This is a genomic window from Streptomyces sp. NPDC049837 (assembly GCF_040674455.1).
In the GTDB taxonomy this organism is placed as follows: domain Bacteria; phylum Actinomycetota; class Actinomycetes; order Streptomycetales; family Streptomycetaceae; genus Streptomyces.
In genome coordinates, this window is sequence record NZ_JBFAMP010000003.1 from 1 (window position 1) to 19,030 (window position 19,030).

Here is a 19,030-nt window from a genome sequence, read left to right on the forward strand (position 1 = left end):
CGCATCCAGCAGCAGCTCGATGCGCTCACGAGCGGTCAGCTTGCCCTTCGCGTGCTGCGCCTCGGTCGCCCGGTCGCTCGGGCCACGCAGAGCCTCCTCACGCAAGGCGTGCAGCTCGGCCACACGCCCACGGGCATCGGTCGGCTCGCCCTGGGTTTCGTCCACAACGGTCATGCATCGACCCTACGGAGCCGACCAAGAAAAACCCGCCGTCGACTCCGTACAGTCTCCCGACCCATCTCCTGTGAGCCCTGGACAGAACCATTCGGCAATGCAGCCGAAGTGCCAGCCCAGAGCCCCCGGGCATTGTGGAGATCCCACAATAGGGTCAGACGATCACCGTGCAGCGGTGTCCAGCGCCCGCCGTGCCCGGGGCGATCCGCAGCCGGAGCGTGCGGCCCGTCGCGAGGACCTCGACCGACGGGTCGTGGGCGTCGACGTGGTGGACCGGGTGGTGCCAGGTGATCTCCAGGGGCCGCCCGGTACGCGGCGGCTCGCTGACGCAGACCGTCACCGTACGGCCCCGGCGGCGTACGAGCACGCTCGCCGGCGCGCTCGTGGTGAGCGGCCCCACCGTACCGGGCTGCCAGAAGTTCGCGGCGGTCAGGCCCAGCGAGGGCACCGCGACGGCCTGGCGGGCGGCGGTGTTGTCGAGGATCTCCAGCCAGTGGGGGTCGTACGCCCGGGCCGCGACCGCCCGGCGCGAGGCGCCCGGCATCAGCAGGTACGCGTACGAGGCATCCATCGGATCGGTGCCGTGGTCGAGCCACAGGGTCTGGTACCGGCGCGTGCGGCGCTCGGTGGTGGACGTGGTGTTGATGTCCCGCCACGCGCCGGTCCGGTCCTCCCGCAGGGCCTTGACGGGGGCGCCGCCCGGGAACACCCACCCCCCGTGCCCCTCCAGGTGCGCCCAGCGCGAGCCGGGTCCGGTGATGAGCCGCTCCTCGCCCGCCTCCCCGAGGTTCCGGTTGTCGACGATCGTCTCGACGGGGACGCCGTCGGCGCACCTGATGCCCGCGCCGAGGCAGATGACCGTGTCGGCGGCGCAGAACCAGGACTTGCGGGCCTCCAGGGTGGAGCCGAGGCCCTTCAGGTGCTGCCCGACGGCGGCGAACTCACCGTCCGTCACCCCGCCGACCCACTGCACGGCCGGTTTCGGCACGCCCCACTCGCCGCCCGCCCGGTCGGGCAGCCGCTTGGTGGACACGGTGGTGCCGGGCAGCCGGTAGAAGTCGACGGTCGGCCAGAACCAGTCGGTGTACTGGCCATCGCCTCCCGGGCCCCACCAGTAGAGCATTCCGGCACCGGTGTGCCAGCCGCGCGGGTTCTCGCCGTTGCCGCACTCGTAGTAGGAGATCCGCTCGGAGGCCATGGAGATGTTGGCCGCCCAGCCGGGGCGGCGGTGCACGGCCCGGTCCATGGCGGCGAACAGCTTGTGGCCGACCGGTTCCGGCGCCGCGGGGACGGGTGAGGCGGCGACCGCGTGCAGCCGGGCGAGGTCGGCGACCCCGAACTGGCCCGCCATGAGGACCGGGGAGACCGTGTCCCGCTCGATCCACCCCTTCACGCGCGCGTGCCACCGGTCGCGCTCGGCGGCCGAGGCGCCGCCGGCGAGGAGCGCTATGGCGGCGATGATGCCCTGGCCGTGGAAGTGGTCGCTGCGCATGATCCCGCGCGGGTCGTTGCGGAGGATGCCCCGGCTGATGGCGCGGCCGTTGACGCTGTCCATCATCAGGCCGTTGTACAGGAGGGGCGCGTAGGCGTGCTCGACGCTGTCGAGGACGATCTGGCGGTTCGGGTCGGTGACGTCCCACGGGGACCCGGCGAGGAGGGCGAACAGCCGTCCCAGCCCGTCGAGCATGACCTGTCCGTACGTACCGGAGTACGCGACCCAGGTGTGCTGCACGAACGACCCGTCGGCGTAGAGCCCGTCGCCCTTGGTGACGTACGGGAAGACCGGCGAGAGGGCGTCCCGGGCGAGGGCCAGCTTGGCCGGGGATCTGCCGAGGAGGCCGCGCAGCGCGACGGAGCGGCACAGGTCGACGCGGTTGGCGCCGGTGGAGGTGCCGCTGTAGTCGCGGAGCATCGCGTCGGGGATGAAGTGGTCGACGGCTGCGCAGGCGGCCTCGACGCGGGCGGGACCGGCGTCGTCGTACAGGGTGGCGACGATGTCCATGAGGAGGCGGGGGCTGCCGATCTGCCACTCCCACCAGTTGCCGTAGCGGGTGGTGGAGGGGTTGTAGACCCGCTCGGAGAGGTGGTCGAGCCCGCGCAGGACATCGGCGAGGAGGCCGGGGTCGCCGGTGTGGCCGGTGCCCTGCTGGGCGTACGCCTGGGTCATGGTCCACAGGCGGTGGTAGCTCTGGGTGATCCCGGAGGGCGGGTTGAAGGCGTACCCGGGCCACAGGGACGTGTCGGTGGGGGCCATGGACGCGCGGTAGCGGGCGGCGAGGTCGCCGGTCTCGGCGAGGCGGGAGGCGTACGGTTCGGCGGCCGGGTCGTAGCCGGTGCCGAGCTGGAGGTCGAGCCAGCGGAGCCGGAGCGCCTCGAAGTCGTCGGCCCGGGTGGCGGCTCGGGTGGTGGCTTGTGCGGGCACGGCGAGTCCCAGGGCTGCGGTGGAGGTGGTGGCGAGGAAGAGGCGGCGGGACCAGTCGGGCGTTGTCGGTGGCACGGAGAGCCTCCCGGGAGGGGATCGCAGTGGACATGACACACAGGGGCTCTACCCCAGTCGCACCACCGCCTTGTGGACCGCACCCAGCGTGCCCGGCGTGACGCGGAGTTTCAGCGCCTGCCCGGTCGCGATCACCTGGACGGAGGGGTCCTTGGACGTCACCTCCGGCACCGGACGGTTCCACGTCAGGTCGATGGCGGCACCGTCCCGCAGCGGGCCGGAGACGCAGACGGAGGCCGTGCCGCCGCTCTCGCGGATCATCACGCTCGCGGGCGCGGAGGCCGTGACCGCTCCGACCGTCCCGCCGAACCAGAAGTTCACGCCCGTGAGGCCCAGGGACGGCACTCGAACACCCTGCTGGTCGTTCGTGTTGGCGAGGACGGTGAGCCACCCGGTGTCGGCGGCCCGCGCGGAGGTCTGCGCGGCGCTCGCGCCCGGCATCAGGACGTACGCGTACGTGCCCCCGGTCGGATCGGTGCCGTGGTCGAACCACAGGGTCAGGTACCGGCGCGTGACGGGGTCGGTGACGGCACCCTTGTTGATGTCCGACCAGGCGGCCGTGCGGGCCTGCCGCAGCGCCCTGACCGTGGCCCCGCCCGGGAAGACGTACCCCGCGTGTCCCGCCAGGTGTGCCCAGCGCGCGCCCGTCAGCGTGGCGCTCCAGCCGGGCGTGGTCGACTGGGCCGAGCCGTCGACGGTGAAGGCGTGGGTCCCGGACGCGCCCAGGTTCCGGTTCTCGACGACCGACTCGACGCCCGTGCCGTCCCAGCAGCGGATGCCGGCGCCGAGGCAGACCACGGCGTCGTCCAGGAAGAACCAGGACTTCTTGGCCAGCAGTGTGGAGGACAGCCCCTTCAGGTACTGTCCGACGGCCGCGTACGTCCCGTCCGTCACCCCGCCCACCCAGCGCACGTCGGGCCGGGCCGCGCCCCAGGTGCCGCCCTCCCCGTCGGCGAGCGCCTTGCGGGACGCGGTGGTGCCGGGCAGCCGGTAGGGGTCGACGGTCGGCCAGAAGTCGTCGCTGTACTGGCCGTTGGCGAAGGTGTCTCCCCACCAGTAGAGCATTCCGGAGCCGCTGTGCCAGGCGCGGAGGTTCTCCCCGTTGCCGTTCTCGTAGTACGTGATCCGGTTCGACGCCATGGACAGGGCGGCCGCCCAGCCGGGGCGGCGGTGGACGGCCCGGTCCATGGCGGGGAAGAGCCGGTGACCGGCGGGTTCCGCGCTCACGGCCGCCGGCCCGTCGGCGACGGCTTTGAGCCGCGACAACTGGGCGACGCCCAGGGCCGGGCTGGACAGGACCGGGCTGAAGTAGTCGCGGGCGATCCAGCCCTTGACCATGCCGTCCCAGCGGGCCTTCTCGGCCGTGGACGCGCTCCGCGCGAGCAGCGCCACGCACGCGATGATGCCGTGCCCGCGCAGGTGGTCGTCCTGCCGGATGCCTCGCGTGTCCGCCTTCTGTACGCCACGGCTGATGGCTCGTCCGGAAACCCCGTCCATGGCCAGGCCGTTGAAGAGAAACGGCGCGTACGCCTTCTCGACCGAGTCGAGGACGATCTGCCGGCCGGGGTCGGTGACCTCCCACGCCGACCCCTTGAGCAGGGCGAACAGCAGCGACAGGCCGCCGAGCATCACGGCCCCGTAGGACCCGGCGTAGGGCACGTAGCGGTGCTGGATGAAGCTGCCGTCGGCGTAGAGCCCGTCGCCGGAGGTGACGTACGGGAAGACGGGCGAGAGCGCGTCGCGGGCCAGGGTCAGTTTGGCGGAGTTCTTGCCGACGACCCCGCGCAGCGCGAGGACGCGGCACAGGTCGACGCGGTTGGCGCCGGTGGACGTGCCGGTGTAGTCCGCGACCGCGCCGTCGGGGACGAAGTGGTCGACGGCGGCGCAGTGTTCGGCGACGCGGGCGGCGCCGAGGTGGTCGTACAGCAGGACGTCGATGTCGAGGAGGGCCTGCGGGATGCCGATCTGCCAGTTGTACCAGTTGCCGTAGCGGGCCTGGGAGGCGTTGTAGGCCTGGTCGTGGAGGTGGTCGAGGGCGGTGAGGATCTGGCCCCGGAGGGCGGGGTCGCCGGTGAGGCCGGTGCCGGGCTGGGCGTACGCCTCGGCCATCGTGCGGAGGCGGTTGAAGCTGGTGCCGAGGTTGCCGGAGTACGTGTACGACTCGGCGTCCGTGTCCGGTTCGGGGTCGGCGTACGGGAGGTCGGGCCACAGGGAGCCGTTGGCCGGGGCCATCGTGGAGCGGAGGCCCCGGGCGGTGTCGCCGAGGCCGGCGAGCTTGGTGGCGTACGGCTCGTCGGTGGGCGTGAAGCCGGTGCCGAGGATCAGGCCGCGCCAGGTGAGGCGGAGGGTGTCGTACGCGTCGGCTTCAGCGGCGTGGGCGACCGGGGACGCGGACAGGGCGAGTGGCGCGGCGGCTGCGGCGAGGAGGACGGTGCGGCGGGAGGGAGAGGGGGACGGGGAGGGGGAGGGAGGCATGGCGGACGGACCTCCGGGGGAAGAGGGCGGGGTGGTGAGACCAGAGCCCACACGGGGGTAAGCGGTTTCTCCCACACGACCGAGCGAACAGTCAATGAATCGCGCAAGGCGTGCGCGAATTGATCGTTCGATCACGGCAGAAGAGCTGCGCCCTCTTCCCCGGGCGGGTTCAGCCGCAGTGGAAGCGGGCGTCGCCCCAGTCGGCGTGGTCGTTGCCGTTGCCGTCGCCGCCGTCGCCGACGACCAGGTCGACGTACGACGCGCCCGTGACGTCCGCGTTCAGCGACCAGGGCGCGTCGCTCGCCTTCAGCACCGGCGACTTCACCTTCTCCGTGCCGTCCGCCGTGACGGTGAACTGCACGGTCCCGCGCGTCGCCTGGGCGTCGTCCACCCCCACCTCGGCGGTGAACGAGGTGCACTTGCCGCCCAGGTAGTAGCGCACGGTCGCCGGGGCGTGGGTACCCAGGCCCTTGGCGTACGCCACTCCCCCGACGCGCAGCGGGGTGCCGTCTCCGGCCGCCGTCCCGCCGTTGGACATGTCCCGCTCGACGGGGCCCCAGCCGCTGCGCGCCGACGCCCATTCCAGGTCGCTCGCCCACGCGTCGGCGGACGGCGGGGACGGCAGGGTGCGGACGGACGTGTCGGCGGTGAGCGTCCGGGGCGTGCCGCCGGCCGTGTACGAGGCCGATGCCCCGAGCTGGTACGCCCGGTACGGGGCGTCCACCGGCGGCGTCACCCGCCAGGTCGCCGTGGCCCTGCCGCCCGGCTCGACCGCGCCGGGCGTGACCGGGCCGGACGGCTCGGCGGTCCAGCCCTCCGGCAGGGTGAGCGTGACGGACGGGGTCACGGCGGCCGTCTCGTCATTGGTGAAGGTCGCCGTGACGTCGTTCGCGCGCCCCGGCTCCAGGGTCTCGCCGGCCGTGAGGGCGAGCGTGCCGCAGGCGGCGCGGGCGGTGGCCGGGCCGAGGTCGGTGACGGTGAACCGGTCGAGGACGAAGTCGGCGCCGTCCGGGGCGCCGGCGCGCTTGCGCAGCCCGGTCCAGGTGTCGCCGCACCCGGCCGTCACGGTCTCGCTGAAGCGGCCGGTGGTGCGCTGCTGCCCGATCGGGGTACGGCGGGTCTCGGCGGAGGTGCCGTTCGGCCGGTCGTACCCGGTCGCCCACTCGTACGCGCCCGCGTGGCTGGACTGGTAGTCGTACTCGACCCGGTAGCTGTGCCCGTCCTTCATCGGCACGGTCCAGGGCGCGGTGCGGTAGACGAGGCCGGTGTTCTCGTCGTGGGCCTTCAGGGACTCGCCGCCCTCCAGTACGTCGTCGACGAGCTTCCCGTTCCAGCCCGCCTGGGTGTACGGGGCGTGCAGTTGGCTCACATGGGTGCGCGGGTCGTTGGCGCCGCCCGCGTCGCCCTTCAGGAACGGTCCCCATCCCTGGTCGACGGCCTCGAAGTCCTCGTACACCCCTTCCTTCACGGTGGGGGCGTTCTCGACGAGCCGTACGTCGTCCAGGCGCACCCTCGCGGGGCTGCCGCCCTCGGCCGTGACGGACAGGGTCGTCTCGCCATTGGTGGGCGCGGTGAAGTGGACCTTCGCGCGCTGCATCGACGTCCCGTGCCAGTCGGAGGCCGCGATACGGTTCGGCACCGTGGAGCGCTCGACGGCCACGGAGGCGCCGCCCGCCGCCAGCGTCGTACGCCGGGCCGCCCCGGGCTGGACCTCGATCCAGGCGGACGCGCTGTACCGCTTCCCCGGGGTCAGCCCCGCGATCCGCTGGGCCACCCCGGCGCGGGCCTCACCGGTGAGCACCGCGCTGTTGCGCCCCTGCTCGTCGGTGTGGCGCGTGACCGCCCCGGTCCTGGTCCAGGAGCCCAGCCGCGCGTCGTTGAAGCCCGGGTCCTTCACCGGCGTGCCCTCGCCCCATGCCGGGTCGGCGGCGGCGGGGGCCGCGTCCCGGTACAGGACGTACGCCTGTCCGGCGGCGGCCGTGAGCGTGATCCGCCCGTCCGGCGCGGGCCGTACCGTCCCGGTCCGCACCCGCCCGTTGTCGGTCAGCCGGTAGACCGTGTACGTGCCGCCGGGCACCGCCCAGGTGCTCGTACCGCCGCCCTTGTTGTAGTGGTACAGCTTGCCCTTCCAGGGCAGCAGGTACCGGTCCCCGTCCAGGACCTTGCGGCTGCCGGCGTAGAAGGTCCGCCTGCCGTCCTCGACCGTGCCGCGCACCCCGCCCGTGAAGGTGATGTCGGCGCTCTTCCCCTCCTCGTTCCAGCGGAGGATCCTGTGCTGCTGGAGGTACTTGGCGGGCAGGTTCTTCTGCCAGACGTTGGCGAGGAAGGCGGTGTAGTCGGTCTCGCCGGTCCAGCCCTCGAAGTCCTCCAGGGCGGTCTGGCCGAGGACCGGGTGGTTGTTCCAGATGTCCTTCTCGCCGTTGCGGATGAACCGGATGATCCGCGAGTTGAGGCCCTTGTTGGTCGCGCCGCCGTAGTCCAGGTCGTTGGCCCAGTGCGACCAGAGGGACGCCCGCTCGAACTTGTCCGCCCACTCCGTGCCGACGTTCCAGCCCTGCGCCTGCACGGCCTGGATGGTCTTGTCGGCGATCCAGCCGTGCGTGTAGTAGACGTCGATGTAGAGGAAGCCGAGGTTGGGGTCGGTCTCGTCCCGCAACTGCTGGAACCGGCGGGCGAGGTCACCGCTGTTGATGTCCCGGCGCTGGTCGATGTAGTAGCTCTGGTTGAGCCAGTTCCAGCCGGGTTTCGTCTTGTCAACGAGGGTCTCGCTGAAGTTGCGGGCCTCCGGGTACGACTCGGTGGCGTTGACGTGGACGCCGAAGGTGGCGCCCCACTTCTTGCCGTTGCGCAGGAGGTTGTTGAGGTCGTCGAGGCCCCCGGCGCGCTTGTTGTAGTTGCCGCCGTAGTCGGGGTGGGCGGAGTCGTGGCCCTCGGAGCCGTACCCCTTCAGCACCGCCAACTGCCCGAGCCCGTCCGTGGACAGCGACACCCGCTTCACGTCGTCGAGGGTGCGGGCGAAGGGGTGGGTGGCCTGGCTGGCGAAGTTGAACGGAATGTGGGTGACGACCCGGTCCGGCGTCTGCGCGCTGCCCGGGGCCTTGATCCCGATCGCACGGAAGGCGATGGCACCGTCCTGCCAGTCGACCCGCGCGTCCCCGTTGGCGTCGGGCGTGACGACGACCTTGGCCCACGGCAGGTGGTCGCCGCTCTCGGGCTGCGGGGCTCCCGCGCCCCGGTAGGTCCACTGCCCGGACCACACCCCGACGCGGACGCCGCCGTCCGCCGTCTTGCGGGCCTGGTGCCAGAAGCGGGCGTCGTCGCCGTTCGTGGGGCCGGAGGGCTTGTCGTAGCTGGAGTTCGACTCGACGGCGGCGGCGAGCGAGCCGGTGTTGACGATCGCGTAGCTCGCCCCCACGGGTGCGGCGTCGGCGGCCGTCCCCTCCGTCACCGCGCCGAAGACGTCGGCGGTGCGCGTCGAGTCGGGGTCCAGCCGGGTGAACGCGGTCGCGGCACCCGGCTCGGCGGAGCCGACCGACACCAGGTCGTGCCCGGGTATGTCGATGGTCCCCACCCGGAAGGCGTCGGTGTCGCGGACGGCCGTCACCTTGAAGGTGGTGGCCCGCCCGGAGACGGTGAGCGTGGCGTCGACCTCGACGCCCGGCAGGTCGGGGAAGCCCAGCGTGTAGCGGGCGCTCGTGGCGGTGACGACGGGCCCGGCCGTGAGCCGGACGGCATAAGCCCTGCCGTTGAGGGTGACGGCGGTGACCGGGCTCGTACTGCCGAGGAGCCGTGCCCCGCTCGCGCGGTCGGTGTACGAGACGACGCGCGGGAAGTCCCGGGCGACGGCGACGGACAGCTCCGGGGAGCCGATGAGCAGGGTCTCGGAGGGGGCGGCGGAAGCGCTGGGCGGCGGTCCGGCGGCGGGCGGTCCAGCGGCGGGTCCGGCGGCGGCGGGTCCCGCCAGGGCGAACACGGCGGATGAGGCGGCGGCGAGGGCGCACACCGCACGGAATCGTGGCGACATGGCCACTGGGGTAACGGTCGCCTCACAGCACCGTCAACGAAACGGACGCGGTGCGGCGACGCCAGTCCAACAACGCCTTCCGGTTAATCCAAGTCCGGTCCCCCACTGCCAAGTTGTGAAGGAACAAAAAATCTGAGAGCGCTCTCAGTCACAACTCTTGACGCCCCTTCCGGGCAGCGCGAGAGTGAGCGGCACCCACCCCCCACCCCAACCTGGAGTGCCACCATGGCGTCCCACGCGTACTCCCGATCCTTCTCCCGCCGCGCCCTCCTCACCGGCACCGCGGCCGCCGCCGCGGCGGCCGCCTTCGGGCTCCGCGGCGGCGCGACCGCCTCCGCCGCCCCCGCGACCTGTGAACTGGCCCTGGAGAACCGGTCCTTGCCAGGCACCGTCCGCGCCTACGTCACCGGCCACGAGCAGGGCACCGGCCGCTGGGTGCTGCTGCGCCCGGGCGGCGGCGTCTACCGCCCCGAGTCCCCGGCCACCCCGCTGACCCCGCTCCCCGTCGACTGCGCGATACCGCTGCGCCCGGCCGGCTCCGGCCCTGTCGTGCTGACGCTGCCTCAGATGTTCGGCGCCCGCGTCTACTTCGTACGGGACAACAGGCTCGACTTCTTCCTCAACCCCGGCCCCGCCCTCGTCGAACCCGCCTTCGCCACACCCTCCGACCCCAACTACGGCCGGATCTGGTCCTTCGCCGAGTTCACGTTCAACCCGCAGCAGTTGTACGCCAACATCAGTTACGTCGACCTCGTGACCGCCCTCCCCATCGGCCTCACCCTCACCGGAGACGCCACCCACACCGTCGCCCCGCTGCCGGCCGGCGCCCTCCAGCGGATCGCGGACGGGCTGGCCGCCCAGGCCGCGCGGGACGGCCGGCCGTGGGACAAGCTCGTCATCCGCGCCTCGAACGGCTCGGTCCTGCGAGTGATCTCGCCGCAGAACCTCATGGCCCCGTACTTCGACCGCCCCGACCAAATGCCGTTCCGCGACGCCTTCACCGGCTACATCGACCGCGTCTGGCAGAAGTACCGGACCACCGACCTGCGCATCGACCTCCAGGGCGGGCGCGGGGTGCGCGTCGGCCGGGTGAACGGGGACGTTCTGACCTTCACCGGCGGCCACAGCTTCGCGCGCCCCACCTCCAAGGACGTCTTCACCTGCAACCACGGGCCGTTCGCCAACAACCCCGGTGACTCCGACGACCGCAAGGCGCTGCTCGCCCGGCTCGCCGCCGGTTTCAACCGTACGACCCTGCTCACCCACCCCGACCAGCCGAACGGTCCGGCCCCCTCGGACTACTACCGCGACCCGTCGACCAACCACTACGCGCGCGTGCTCCACGCCAACACGCCGATCGGGTACGCCTTCCCGTACGACGACGTCCGGCCGGACGGCCGGCCGGACGTCTCGGGCGCCGCCCACGACGGCAACCCGCGCCGCTTCACGGTGTCGGTCGGGTCGTAGCCGGTCGTCAGCCCCTAGGCCGCCCGGCGTTCTCAGCCGCCCATTCTCAGCCGATGGTGACGACCCGCGCCCAGGGCGGCGGAGTGTCCGGGACATAGTCGGGGTCGTTCTCGTTGCCGCCGGTGGCAGGCCGGGGGAAGAGGCCGACGACGGTGCGGCACGGCGGCTGCGCGGAGGGCCACGGCGTCTGGCCGTCCGTCAGCGCGACGATCACGTCCGGGCGTGGCCGGGAGCGGAGCGCCCGTGCGAAACCCGAGCGCAGATCCGTTCCCCCGCCGCCGAGCAGCTCGATGTTCTCGGCGCGGCAGAGCGGGACGGCGACCCCGGCCGCCGCGTCGCAGGAGATCACGGAGACCAGGTCACGCCGCCCGCCGACCGCCCGCGAGATCGCCGCCACCTCCAGCAGCGCGCTGCCCAGCTCGGCGTCGCTCACCGACCCGGAGGTGTCGATCACGACGCACACCCGGGGTGGCGTACGGCGCAGGCTCGGCAGCACCACCCCGGGCACACTCGCCGAGCGCCGGGACGGACGCCGGTAGCTGTGGTCCTCGCCCACCCCCGGCGCGCCGGCCGCCGAGCGGACCGCCGCGCCCAGCAACTGCCGCCACGGCTGCGGCGGGTGGAACGCCTCGTCCGCCCAGCGGCGCCACCCGTCCGGCGCGCTGCCCGGCCGGCCCTTGATCCCCTCCGCGACCCGGAAGCGGACCGCGTCCCGCTGCTGTCCGGTCAGCCCCTGCGCCCCGTCGGGACCCAGCTCCCAGGGCCGCTCCTGCCCGTCGGCACCACTGCCGCAGTCCAGCCAGGCCAGGTCCGTGGTGAGCCCGGACATCGACGCGGTCCGCAGGTACTCCTCCATCAGCAGCCCGGAGGGCAGCCGCAGCAGCGACGGCAGCACCGCCCCCTTGGGCCGGGGCAGTCCCTCGCCGTAGATGTCGTCGTTGATCTCGAAGTCGGCGGCGATGTTCCGCCGCAGCCTCCCCCAGCCTTCGCCCGGGGGGACCCCCATCTCGCTTCGCTCGCCCGGACCATACTCCTCGTGCTCCCGCGCGTACCGCTCGCCCCGCCCGTGGTGGTCCCGGAGCAGGTGGGAGACCTCGTGCACCCAGACGCCCGCCAGCTCCTCCACCGGCATGCGCGCCACGAAGCCGGGCGAGACGTAACAGCGCCAGTACGCGTCCACCGCCATCGTCGGCACCGTCCTGTCCTCCACGACGTGCAGCGCGAACAGCGCGTCGGCCAGGTAGGGGCGGACCTTCACCGCGTGCAGCCGGGCGGCCAGCAACTTCTCCGTGTCCAGCGGTACGCCGGGGCCGGTCGGCCCACCCGGGCCGCCTGGCCGCTCCGGCGGGGTGGCCCGCACCGGGCGCGGCGGCGCCGGCGGGCGCATCGGACGCGGCCGGGGGCGCGGCACGGGGCGCGGCACGGGGCGTGGCAGGGGGCGCCGCTCGGGCGCCGTCATCGCGACCCCGCCGCGCGTCCCGCGCCGGCCGCCGCCGCGACCCGGCCCACCGAGCGGTCCGCCCGCTGTGCGAGGCCGATCACTCCGGTGAGCCGCTCCACCGCCTCCGGTACCTCCCAGTCGTCGCGCCGCAGCCCGGCCAGCGCCGACGCCGGGGCGACCAGCAGGTCCGGGGCGCCGGTCTCCAGCGCCCGGACCAGCACCGCCCAGCCGGCCTCCCACCGCTCCCGCTCCGGCCGCGCCCCGACGGCCGCGACCACCGCTTCCAGGGTCGCCTGCCGCAGGTCGCCCCGGTCCGGCAGCTCGGCGGAGGCCGGGTCGGCCAGCAGCGACTCCGGGTCGGGCAGGTCCATCCGGTCCAGGTGGGCGAGGAGTTCCAGCCCCGGCCCGTCGCCGACCGCGCCCCGCACCAGCAGGGCCAGCACGTCCCGGGAGACGGAGGCCGCCGTGCCGAAGGCCAGCAGCGTCATCGCGGCCTCCCAGCTCCGGGGCGAGGGCCAGGCGCCGCCGCGCCGGGTCTCGCTGCTCGGCAGCCGGTGGATCAGCGTCGGCCGGGCCTTCAGGAAGCCGCAGACCGCCCGCCGGGCAAGGGCGACCGCCTCCGGGAGCCGCTCCGGTTCCAGCCGGGGCAGCTCCGCGCGGGGCCAGACGCCGCCCAGTCCGCGCACCACCACCTCCCGGTCGTGCACCCAGTGCAGGTGCACGAACCGGTTGGCCAGCGGCGGGCTCAGCTCCCACCCGTCCGCCGCCGAGGCGCGCGGGTTGGCGGCGGCCACGATCCGTACGCCCGGCGGCAGTTGCAGGGCGCCAACCCGCCGCTCCAGGACGACCCGGAGAAGTGCGGCCTGGACGGCCGGGGTGGCGGTGGACAGTTCGTCCAGGAAGAGCAGGCCCCGCCCGGCCCGTACCAACTCCACGGCCCATTGCGGCGGCGCCATCGGCACCCCCTGCACGGCCGGGTCGTCGCCCACGATGGGCAGCCCGGAGAAGTCGGAGGGTTCGTGGACGCTGGCGATCACGGTCGTCAGCGGCAGGTCGAGGGTCATGGCGAGCTGGGTGAGGGCCGCGGTCTTGCCGATGCCCGGCTCGCCCCAGAGCAGTACGGGCAGGTCGGCCGCGACGGCCAGGGTGAGCGCTTCGAGCTGCTCGTCGGGGCGCGGCTCGGTAGTGGTCGTCCGGAGGAGGGTCAGGAGGTCGTCGGCGAGGGAGAGTTGGGCGGAAGAAGTCATGGGATCACCTGGGTGTGTGAGAGAGGGAACGGGACGTGCGCGGGGGCGACGCGGTAGGCCCGGTGGGGGTGGGGCGGGGCCCCTCCGGGCTCACCTCCTCGCGGTCGGCGGGGTGCCCGAACGGTCGGGGAGCCGTGCGTCGCCGCCGATCCGCTGCGGGGGCGACCCTGCACGGCCCCGCCCCGGCCGTCGTGCGTCTGCGGATGCGAATGCCGATGCGGAGGCGGAGGCGGAGGCGGAGGCGGATGCGGAGGCGGATGCGGTCAGTTGTGCAGGCCGGTACGGCGCCGGGCCCGGTTGGCGCGCTTGCGGCGGTCGAGCCGCGGTCGGTGACCACCGGCGGCGGGGTGCACGGCGACCAGCCCCGAGCGGAAGAGCCCGTGGTCGACGCGGCGAGTGGCGGCCGCCTCCAGTGCGTCCCGCAGCGGCCCGGCGCGCAGAACGGCGCCGGGGCCGAGCAGCCCCTCGACGACGGCCAGCGCCCCGGTGACGTCACCGTGCGTGAGCCGTTCGCGAACCGCGGGCAGGGCCTCCGGCTCCCGGTGCGCCGCGTCGATCGCCCGCAGGCAGGGCAGTGGCGGCCCGCCGAGCGCCACCAGCAGCTCCTCGCGCCGCAGTTGGTCCGGGTCGTGGTCGACCGCCGCCAGCGCCCCGTCCCGCAGGGCGATCCGGTGGACCTCGCCCCGGCACTCCACGCGGTGCGGATCGCCGGACCGGGGTACGGGGCCGGCGGCCGGCGCCGGGCCGGACGCGCCCAGCGCCGCGGCGACGAGCGGATGCAGCCGCCCGGCCTCGACGAGCCCCGCACGGAGCAGCTCCAGGTCCGGCAGGACCCGGGCGGCCGCCTCCGGCAGCACCGGGAGCGCCGCCAGCTCCTGCGGCGGCAGCGAGCCGGGCAGCGGCCGGAACGTCGGGGCGTGGCTGTCGTCGGGGGCGACGAGCTCCAGCACGGCCCGGCTCCGGGCGCCGAGCCGCACGGTGAAGGCTCCGCGAGGGCGGCCTTCGGCGCGTAGCAGCAGCTCGGCCTCGGCGGCCCAGCGCGCCGTCGCCCAGGGGCCGCCACGGTCACCGCCGCACCGCCGGGCCAGTTCGCCACTCCGTCCGGCGTCCCAGAGGTGCCGGTGCAGGTCGAGCCGGAAACGCCGGTCGGGATGCGGGTGCGGGTGGTGACGGGAGGCACCGCCGCCGGACCCGTCCCACAGGGCGAGGGACATCCGCTGCCCGGCATCCGCCCAGGCCGGCGGCGTGCGCACGACCAGGTGCACGGTGCCGTCGGCTCGACCCGGATAGCGGGCCAGGGACAGGGTGAGACCGGGCCGGAGCCGCCCGCCGGGGGCGATCCGGGGCATGTGCCAGCGGAGCAGATCCGGCGCCAGTCGGCGCAAGTCCGCGCGGAGGCGGCTGGCCAGTTCGGTGCCGTGGCGCTCGCGCACGGCGCGCAGATCGAGATCGGCGTCGATCCGGGCGGCCGCACAGGCGCCCGCCCAGTCACCGACGGCACGTCGTGCGGTGGCGGTCTCGATCATGGACGGTGGCACGGCGTACTCACGTACGCGCTGCCACATCAACAGGTGGGTCGGAATCCCGTTCGCGGAGTGGTGTGCCATCAGCACTCACCCTGAGCGAACGATTCCCCCAATCCGTACGAGGAGTTGTTCATCATCCCGCGCATCATAACCACGCCCGTGATGATCTGTCTGGCGTTTACTGGTTGAAATTTGAACGGAATGGGTCTACGGTCGATGTTGTTGAAGGTTAAACCAACACACGAAGGAGCATCGTCATCATGGGTCTGTTCAGCCGCAACATCGCCACCGCGCCCGTCGCCACCGCCACCGCCGTGGACCCGGCCCTGGCCGCCCTGACCGGGACGTACACGATCGACCCGTCCCACAGCGGCGTCGGCTTCACCGCCCGTCACGCCATGGTCACCAACGTCCGGGGCACCTTCACCGAGTACGAGGGCACCCTGGACCTCGACGGCTCGGACCCGGCGGCCTCCGGCGCGGCCATCGACGTCAAGATCGCGTCCATCGACACCGGCAGCGCCGACCGCGACGCCCACCTGCGCAGCGCGGACTTCTTCGACGCCGAGCAGTTCCCGCTGATGACGTTCCGCTCCACCAGCGCCGAGGCGCTGGGCGGTACGGACTACCGCATCACTGGTGACCTGACCATCAAGGGCGTCACCAAGCCGATCACCATCGACCTGGAGTTCAACGGCGCCGCCAAGGACCCGTTCGGCAACGAGCGCGTCGGCTTCGAGGGCAAGGCCGAGCTGCTCCGCTCCGAGTGGGGCCTGACCTGGAACGCCGCGCTGGAGACCGGCGGCGTCCTGGTCAGCGACAAGATCAAGCTGACGTTCGAGATCTCCGCGATCAAGAACGCTGAGTAAAGGGCTTACGGGCCTCGATGAGCGTCCGGCACGAGTGAGCGACAAAGGGACCTTCGACCTCCATGAGGCCGTGCAGGTCCCTCAGTCGTTCCCGGTACTTGTCCACCGTGAAGCCCGGCACCGTCCAGATCACCTTCCGGAGGAAGTAGACGACCGCGCCGACGTCGAAGAACTCCATCCGGAGCCGCTCCATGCGTACGTCCACGATCTCCAGCCCGGCCGCCCGCGCCTCCGCCGTCTCCTCGTCCGGGTGCCGCCTGCGGCGCAGGTCGTCGGAGAGCGGGCCGAGGAAGAACTCGATCAGCTCGAAGACCGTCTCCGGCCCCACGTGCTGGGCGAAGTACGTCCCGCCCGGGCGCAGCACCCGGGCGATCTCCGCCCACCACACCGTCGCCGGGTGACGGCTCGTGACCAGGTCGAACGCCCCGTCCGCGAACGGCAGCGGCGGCTCGTCCGGGTCCGCGACCACGACGACCCCGCGCGGGTGCAGCAGCTCGGTGGCCCGGGCGATGTTCGGCGGCCAGGACTCCGTGGCGGCCATGGTGGGCGGGTACGTGGAGACCCCCGCCAGGACCTCCCCGCCGCCCGTCTGGATGTCCAGCCCGGCGGACGCGGCGGCCAGGCGCTCGCTCAGCAGGCGCTGGTAGCCCCAGGAAGGGCGCTCCTCGGTCGCCCGGCCCTCGAGCCAGGAGAAGTCCCAGCCGGAGACGTCCACCGCGTCGGCTTCGGCGACGAGATCGTCGAATGTACGTGACATACCGTCACTTTACGAACTCGCACCACACCACCTTGCCAGGGTCCCGCTCCCCCACCCCCCACGTGTCGGCCAGGGCCTCGACGAGCACCAGCCCGCGCCCCCACTCCGCGTCCGCGCCGGGAGCCCGGGCCGCCCGCACCTCCCCCTCCCCGCTGTCGTGCACCTCCACGCGCAGCAGCCCGCCGCCCTGCTCCCGGTGCAGCAGCAGCCGGAACCCCCGCCCCGGCGGCACCCCGTGCACCAGTGCGTTGGTCGCCAGTTCGCTCACGCAGAGCAGCACGTCCCCGGCCCGCTCCCGCACGCCCCACTCCGCCAGCGCCGCCGCCGCGAACCGCCTGGCCGCCGGCACGGACCGCCGCTCACGCCGGTAGAACGCCTCGTAGAGGTAGGGGAGTTGAAGTTCCTGATTCATGCACGTCATGTCACCGTGCGTCACTAAAGTGGGCCAGCGAGCCAGGCCGTACAAACGCTTTGTACGGCTTGTGCGGGATCAGGTACTTCGCCGGGTGGGAAGAGGGCGACCATGCACCCTTCGAGCAGGCCCCACAAGAACACGTCCTGGCACCTCATCGGCGCCCAAGTCAGCCAACTGCGGCGGGCGGCCGGGCTCACCCAGCCCGAGCTCGCCGAGAAGCTGTGCATCCACCAGGAGACGATCGCCTCCATTGAACAGGGCCGCAGACGCCTCAAGTACGACCTGGCGCTCCAACTGGACGATGTGTTGGAAACGAAGGGTGTCCTGGCGGCGGGCGTCGCCCGGGTACCGGAGCGGGAGCGATATCCGGCTTTCGCGCAGGACTTCATCGAGTACGAGCAGGAGGCGGTGACCTACCTCTCGTACCAGAACCAGGTGGTGCCGGGCCTGCTCCAGACCGAGGAGTACGCGTCGGCCGTCTTCTCCTGCCTCATCCCGCCGATCCGCCCCGAGGACGCCGAGGAACGGCTCTCCGCCCGCCTCGACCGCCACAAGCTCCTCGACCGCAAGCCCGAACCTCCGATGATGAGCTTCCTCATCGAGGAGTCCGCCCTGCACCGGCCCATCGGCGGCCCGTCCGTCCTCCGCGACCAGATCCGCCATCTGCGCCGCAGTGCCGAACACCCCTACATCGGCCTCCAGATCATGCCGACCACGCGGGCGAAGCACGCGGGCCTCGACGGGCCGATGGTGCTGCTGGAGACGCCTGACCACCAGCACCTGGCCTACATCGAAGGGCAGCGGGTGAGCTTCCTCGTCGACGACCCCGACGAGGTCAGTGTCCTCCAGCAGAAATATGGGATGCTCAGATCACAGGCCCTGACGCCCGAGGAGAGCATGGGCCTGCTGGACGATCTGGCAGGAGAAGCATGAAACCCGCAGCGCTCACGTGGTTCAAGTCCAGCTACAGCGGCAGCGAGGGCGGGGACTGCGTCGAAGTCGCCTACGACTGGCGCAAGTCCAGCTACAGCGCCAGCGAGGGCGGCGCATGCGTCGAGGTCTCCGCCCACCCCCGTGCCGTCCACATTCGCGACTCCAAGAACCCCACCGGCCCCGTCCTCACCGTCTCCCCCACCTCCTGGGCGGCGTTCCTGGCCGTCAGGCCCTGGTGAGGTCCACCACCGCGGACTGGCTGGTCGTCACCGTCACTCCGTAGTCACGGTCGTCCGCCTTCGCCGTCGCCGACAGGTCCGCGGGGCCCGGCTGGAACGGGAGGGCGTCCTGCGAGTCCGCCGGGGTCGCGGTCCAGCGGACCGGGGCGCCGGGGAGGCAGGCGACCGTGGTCTTGAACCAGTTGCTCACCGTCCCGCGCTTCTGCACCTGGGTGACGCGGCCGTCGACCGTGACCTGCGCCGGCTTGTTGCACGTCACCGTCCCACCGACGGTGGGCTGGCCGCCGCGTGCGGGCACCGTGCCCCGCGGGTCGAGGGTGAGGCCGAGGGCGAGGGCGGCCGGCGGCTCGGGCATGACGGCGTGGATCTCGCCGCGCAGAGCCAGTGCGGAGCCGTCGCAGTACTGCTCGAAGGTCGCGTCGAGCGCGCGTACCGAGTTGTACGGGCCGAAGCTGATGTTCGAGATGGTGAAGGAGCCGGTGCTGCCGGTCATGCAGTCGCGGTCGGTGCCGCTGAAGCTCAGTTCCGGGTCGGCGGGTGCGGCGTAGGGCCAGCGCGTCCCGGTGTAGGTCGTGCCGCTGGTGAGCTTCTCGCCGTCCGGGGCCGCCATGTGCAGGGCCCAGCGGTTGCCGTCGGGCGTGAGGACCTGGACGAAGACGCTGTTCTGGTCGTTGGAACCGGAGACGTCGAAGGCATCGCCCGCGTCGGTCGTGAACTGGTGCGACTGTCCGTCGGATATCTTCTCGCCCGGGTCGCCGCTGAAGGTGAGCGATCCCGAGTCGGCCGCGTAGGCGGAGGCCGTGCCCGTGAGCGGACCGGCCGTCGCCACCAGGGTCAGGGCCGCCGCGAGAACCGCGGTGGCACGGGCCAGTCTGCGACCGATCGTGTCGCCGGATGACGCGGTGCGCTGCATTGGATTCTCCTCCGAGAGGGGCCCGGCCCGATGGGCCGGGTGTGATCGAGCAC

The 19,030-nt window shown here is 72.9% G+C and carries 13 protein-coding genes and 1 pseudogene; 4 read left to right on the forward strand and 10 right to left on the reverse strand.

From position 1 onward, the window contains the following. The 4 genes and pseudogenes from AB0J57_RS08020 to AB0J57_RS08035 form a co-directional block, all read right to left on the reverse strand. A pseudogene (locus AB0J57_RS08020) lies at positions 1-174 on the reverse strand (methylmalonyl-CoA carboxyltransferase); the annotation flags it as partial. Between the two features lie 154 nt (positions 175-328). Continuing rightward, on the reverse strand, positions 329-2,596 hold the full coding sequence (locus tag AB0J57_RS08025) for a polysaccharide lyase 8 family protein (RefSeq protein WP_366127811.1): 2,268 nt from the start codon (positions 2,594-2,596) through the stop codon (positions 329-331). 123 nt (positions 2,597-2,719) lie between these two features. Then, positions 2,720-5,146, reverse strand: coding sequence for a polysaccharide lyase 8 family protein (locus AB0J57_RS08030; RefSeq protein WP_366127183.1), 2,427 nt, complete (start codon positions 5,144-5,146; stop codon positions 2,720-2,722). A gap of 169 nt (positions 5,147-5,315) precedes the next feature. After that, positions 5,316-9,170, reverse strand: coding sequence for an endo-alpha-N-acetylgalactosaminidase family protein (locus AB0J57_RS08035; RefSeq protein WP_366127184.1), 3,855 nt, complete (start codon positions 9,168-9,170; stop codon positions 5,316-5,318). 225 nt (positions 9,171-9,395) lie between these two features. Between AB0J57_RS08035 and AB0J57_RS08040 the strand changes: the two genes are divergently transcribed. Then, positions 9,396-10,637: a glycoside hydrolase family 64 protein gene (locus tag AB0J57_RS08040; protein WP_366127185.1), complete on the forward strand. Its 1,242-nt coding sequence runs from the start codon at positions 9,396-9,398 to the stop codon at positions 10,635-10,637. 46 nt (positions 10,638-10,683) lie between these two features. Here the strand turns inward: AB0J57_RS08040 and AB0J57_RS08045 are convergent, their stop codons facing one another. From AB0J57_RS08045 to AB0J57_RS08055, 3 genes are all read right to left on the reverse strand, one after another. Further along, positions 10,684-12,096, reverse strand: a complete 1,413-nt coding sequence (locus tag AB0J57_RS08045) for a VWA-like domain-containing protein (protein ID WP_366127186.1) — start codon at positions 12,094-12,096, stop codon at positions 10,684-10,686. Continuing rightward, the gene (locus AB0J57_RS08050) at positions 12,093-13,325 is read right to left on the reverse strand and encodes an AAA family ATPase (protein ID WP_366127187.1); all 1,233 of its coding nucleotides are present in this window, start codon (positions 13,323-13,325) and stop codon (positions 12,093-12,095) included. The genes AB0J57_RS08045 and AB0J57_RS08050 overlap by 4 nt, the downstream gene beginning before the upstream one ends. A 263-nt stretch (positions 13,326-13,588) precedes the next feature. Next, on the reverse strand, positions 13,589-14,932 hold the full coding sequence (locus tag AB0J57_RS08055; RefSeq protein ID WP_366127188.1) for a hypothetical protein: 1,344 nt from the start codon (positions 14,930-14,932) through the stop codon (positions 13,589-13,591). Positions 14,933-15,111: 179 nt separating this feature from the next. On the opposite strand from AB0J57_RS08055, the gene AB0J57_RS08060 reads away from it, so the two are divergent. After that, positions 15,112-15,720, forward strand: a complete 609-nt coding sequence (locus AB0J57_RS08060) for a YceI family protein (protein ID WP_366127189.1) — start codon at positions 15,112-15,114, stop codon at positions 15,718-15,720. On the opposite strand, the gene AB0J57_RS08065 is transcribed toward AB0J57_RS08060, so the two are convergent. Both AB0J57_RS08065 and AB0J57_RS08070 read right to left on the reverse strand, forming a co-directional pair. Continuing rightward, positions 15,704-16,477 carry a methyltransferase domain-containing protein gene (locus AB0J57_RS08065; RefSeq protein WP_366127190.1) on the reverse strand — a complete coding sequence of 258 codons (774 nt, stop codon included), beginning with the start codon at positions 16,475-16,477 and terminating at the stop codon, positions 15,704-15,706. The genes AB0J57_RS08060 and AB0J57_RS08065 overlap by 17 nt on opposite strands. A gap of 4 nt (positions 16,478-16,481) precedes the next feature. Further along, positions 16,482-16,889 (reverse strand): ATP-binding protein, encoded by a 408-nt coding sequence (locus AB0J57_RS08070; protein WP_366127191.1) that lies wholly within the window; start codon positions 16,887-16,889, stop codon positions 16,482-16,484. A gap of 111 nt (positions 16,890-17,000) precedes the next feature. On the opposite strand from AB0J57_RS08070, the gene AB0J57_RS08075 reads away from it, so the two are divergent. Both AB0J57_RS08075 and AB0J57_RS08080 read left to right on the forward strand, forming a co-directional pair. Next, a complete protein-coding gene (locus tag AB0J57_RS08075; protein ID WP_366127192.1) occupies positions 17,001-17,825 on the forward strand; it encodes a helix-turn-helix transcriptional regulator in 825 nt (274 codons plus the stop codon). Then, positions 17,822-18,064, forward strand: coding sequence for a DUF397 domain-containing protein (locus AB0J57_RS08080; protein WP_366127193.1), 243 nt, complete (start codon positions 17,822-17,824; stop codon positions 18,062-18,064). Before AB0J57_RS08075 ends, AB0J57_RS08080 begins: the two co-directional genes overlap by 4 nt. Here AB0J57_RS08080 and AB0J57_RS08085 read toward each other — a convergent pair. Further along, complete coding sequence (locus AB0J57_RS08085) at positions 18,051-18,977, reverse strand: hypothetical protein (RefSeq protein ID WP_366127194.1); 927 nt, start codon at positions 18,975-18,977, stop codon at positions 18,051-18,053. The genes AB0J57_RS08080 and AB0J57_RS08085 overlap by 14 nt on opposite strands. Positions 18,978-19,030: the final 53 nt, after the last annotated feature.

Excerpts from the sequence above, each read along its gene's own strand:
- AB0J57_RS08030 (WP_366127183.1), bottom strand. The coding sequence starts at position 5,146 with ATGCCTCCCTCCCCCTCCCCGTCCCCCTCTCCCTCCCGCCGCACCGTC.
- AB0J57_RS08035 (WP_366127184.1), bottom strand. The coding sequence starts at position 9,170 with ATGTCGCCACGATTCCGTGCGGTGTGCGCCCTCGCCGCCGCCTCATCC.
- AB0J57_RS08040 (WP_366127185.1), top strand. The coding sequence starts at position 9,396 with ATGGCGTCCCACGCGTACTCCCGATCCTTCTCCCGCCGCGCCCTCCTC.
- AB0J57_RS08045 (WP_366127186.1), bottom strand. The coding sequence starts at position 12,096 with ATGACGGCGCCCGAGCGGCGCCCCCTGCCACGCCCCGTGCCGCGCCCC.
- AB0J57_RS08050 (WP_366127187.1), bottom strand. The coding sequence starts at position 13,325 with ATGACTTCTTCCGCCCAACTCTCCCTCGCCGACGACCTCCTGACCCTC.
- AB0J57_RS08055 (WP_366127188.1), bottom strand. The coding sequence starts at position 14,932 with ATGGCACACCACTCCGCGAACGGGATTCCGACCCACCTGTTGATGTGG.
- AB0J57_RS08060 (WP_366127189.1), top strand. The coding sequence starts at position 15,112 with ATGGGTCTGTTCAGCCGCAACATCGCCACCGCGCCCGTCGCCACCGCC.
- AB0J57_RS08065 (WP_366127190.1), bottom strand. The coding sequence starts at position 16,477 with ATGTCACGTACATTCGACGATCTCGTCGCCGAAGCCGACGCGGTGGAC.
- AB0J57_RS08070 (WP_366127191.1), bottom strand. The coding sequence starts at position 16,889 with ATGAATCAGGAACTTCAACTCCCCTACCTCTACGAGGCGTTCTACCGG.
- AB0J57_RS08075 (WP_366127192.1), top strand. The coding sequence starts at position 17,001 with ATGCACCCTTCGAGCAGGCCCCACAAGAACACGTCCTGGCACCTCATC.
- AB0J57_RS08080 (WP_366127193.1), top strand. The coding sequence starts at position 17,822 with ATGAAACCCGCAGCGCTCACGTGGTTCAAGTCCAGCTACAGCGGCAGC.
- AB0J57_RS08085 (WP_366127194.1), bottom strand. The coding sequence starts at position 18,977 with ATGCAGCGCACCGCGTCATCCGGCGACACGATCGGTCGCAGACTGGCC.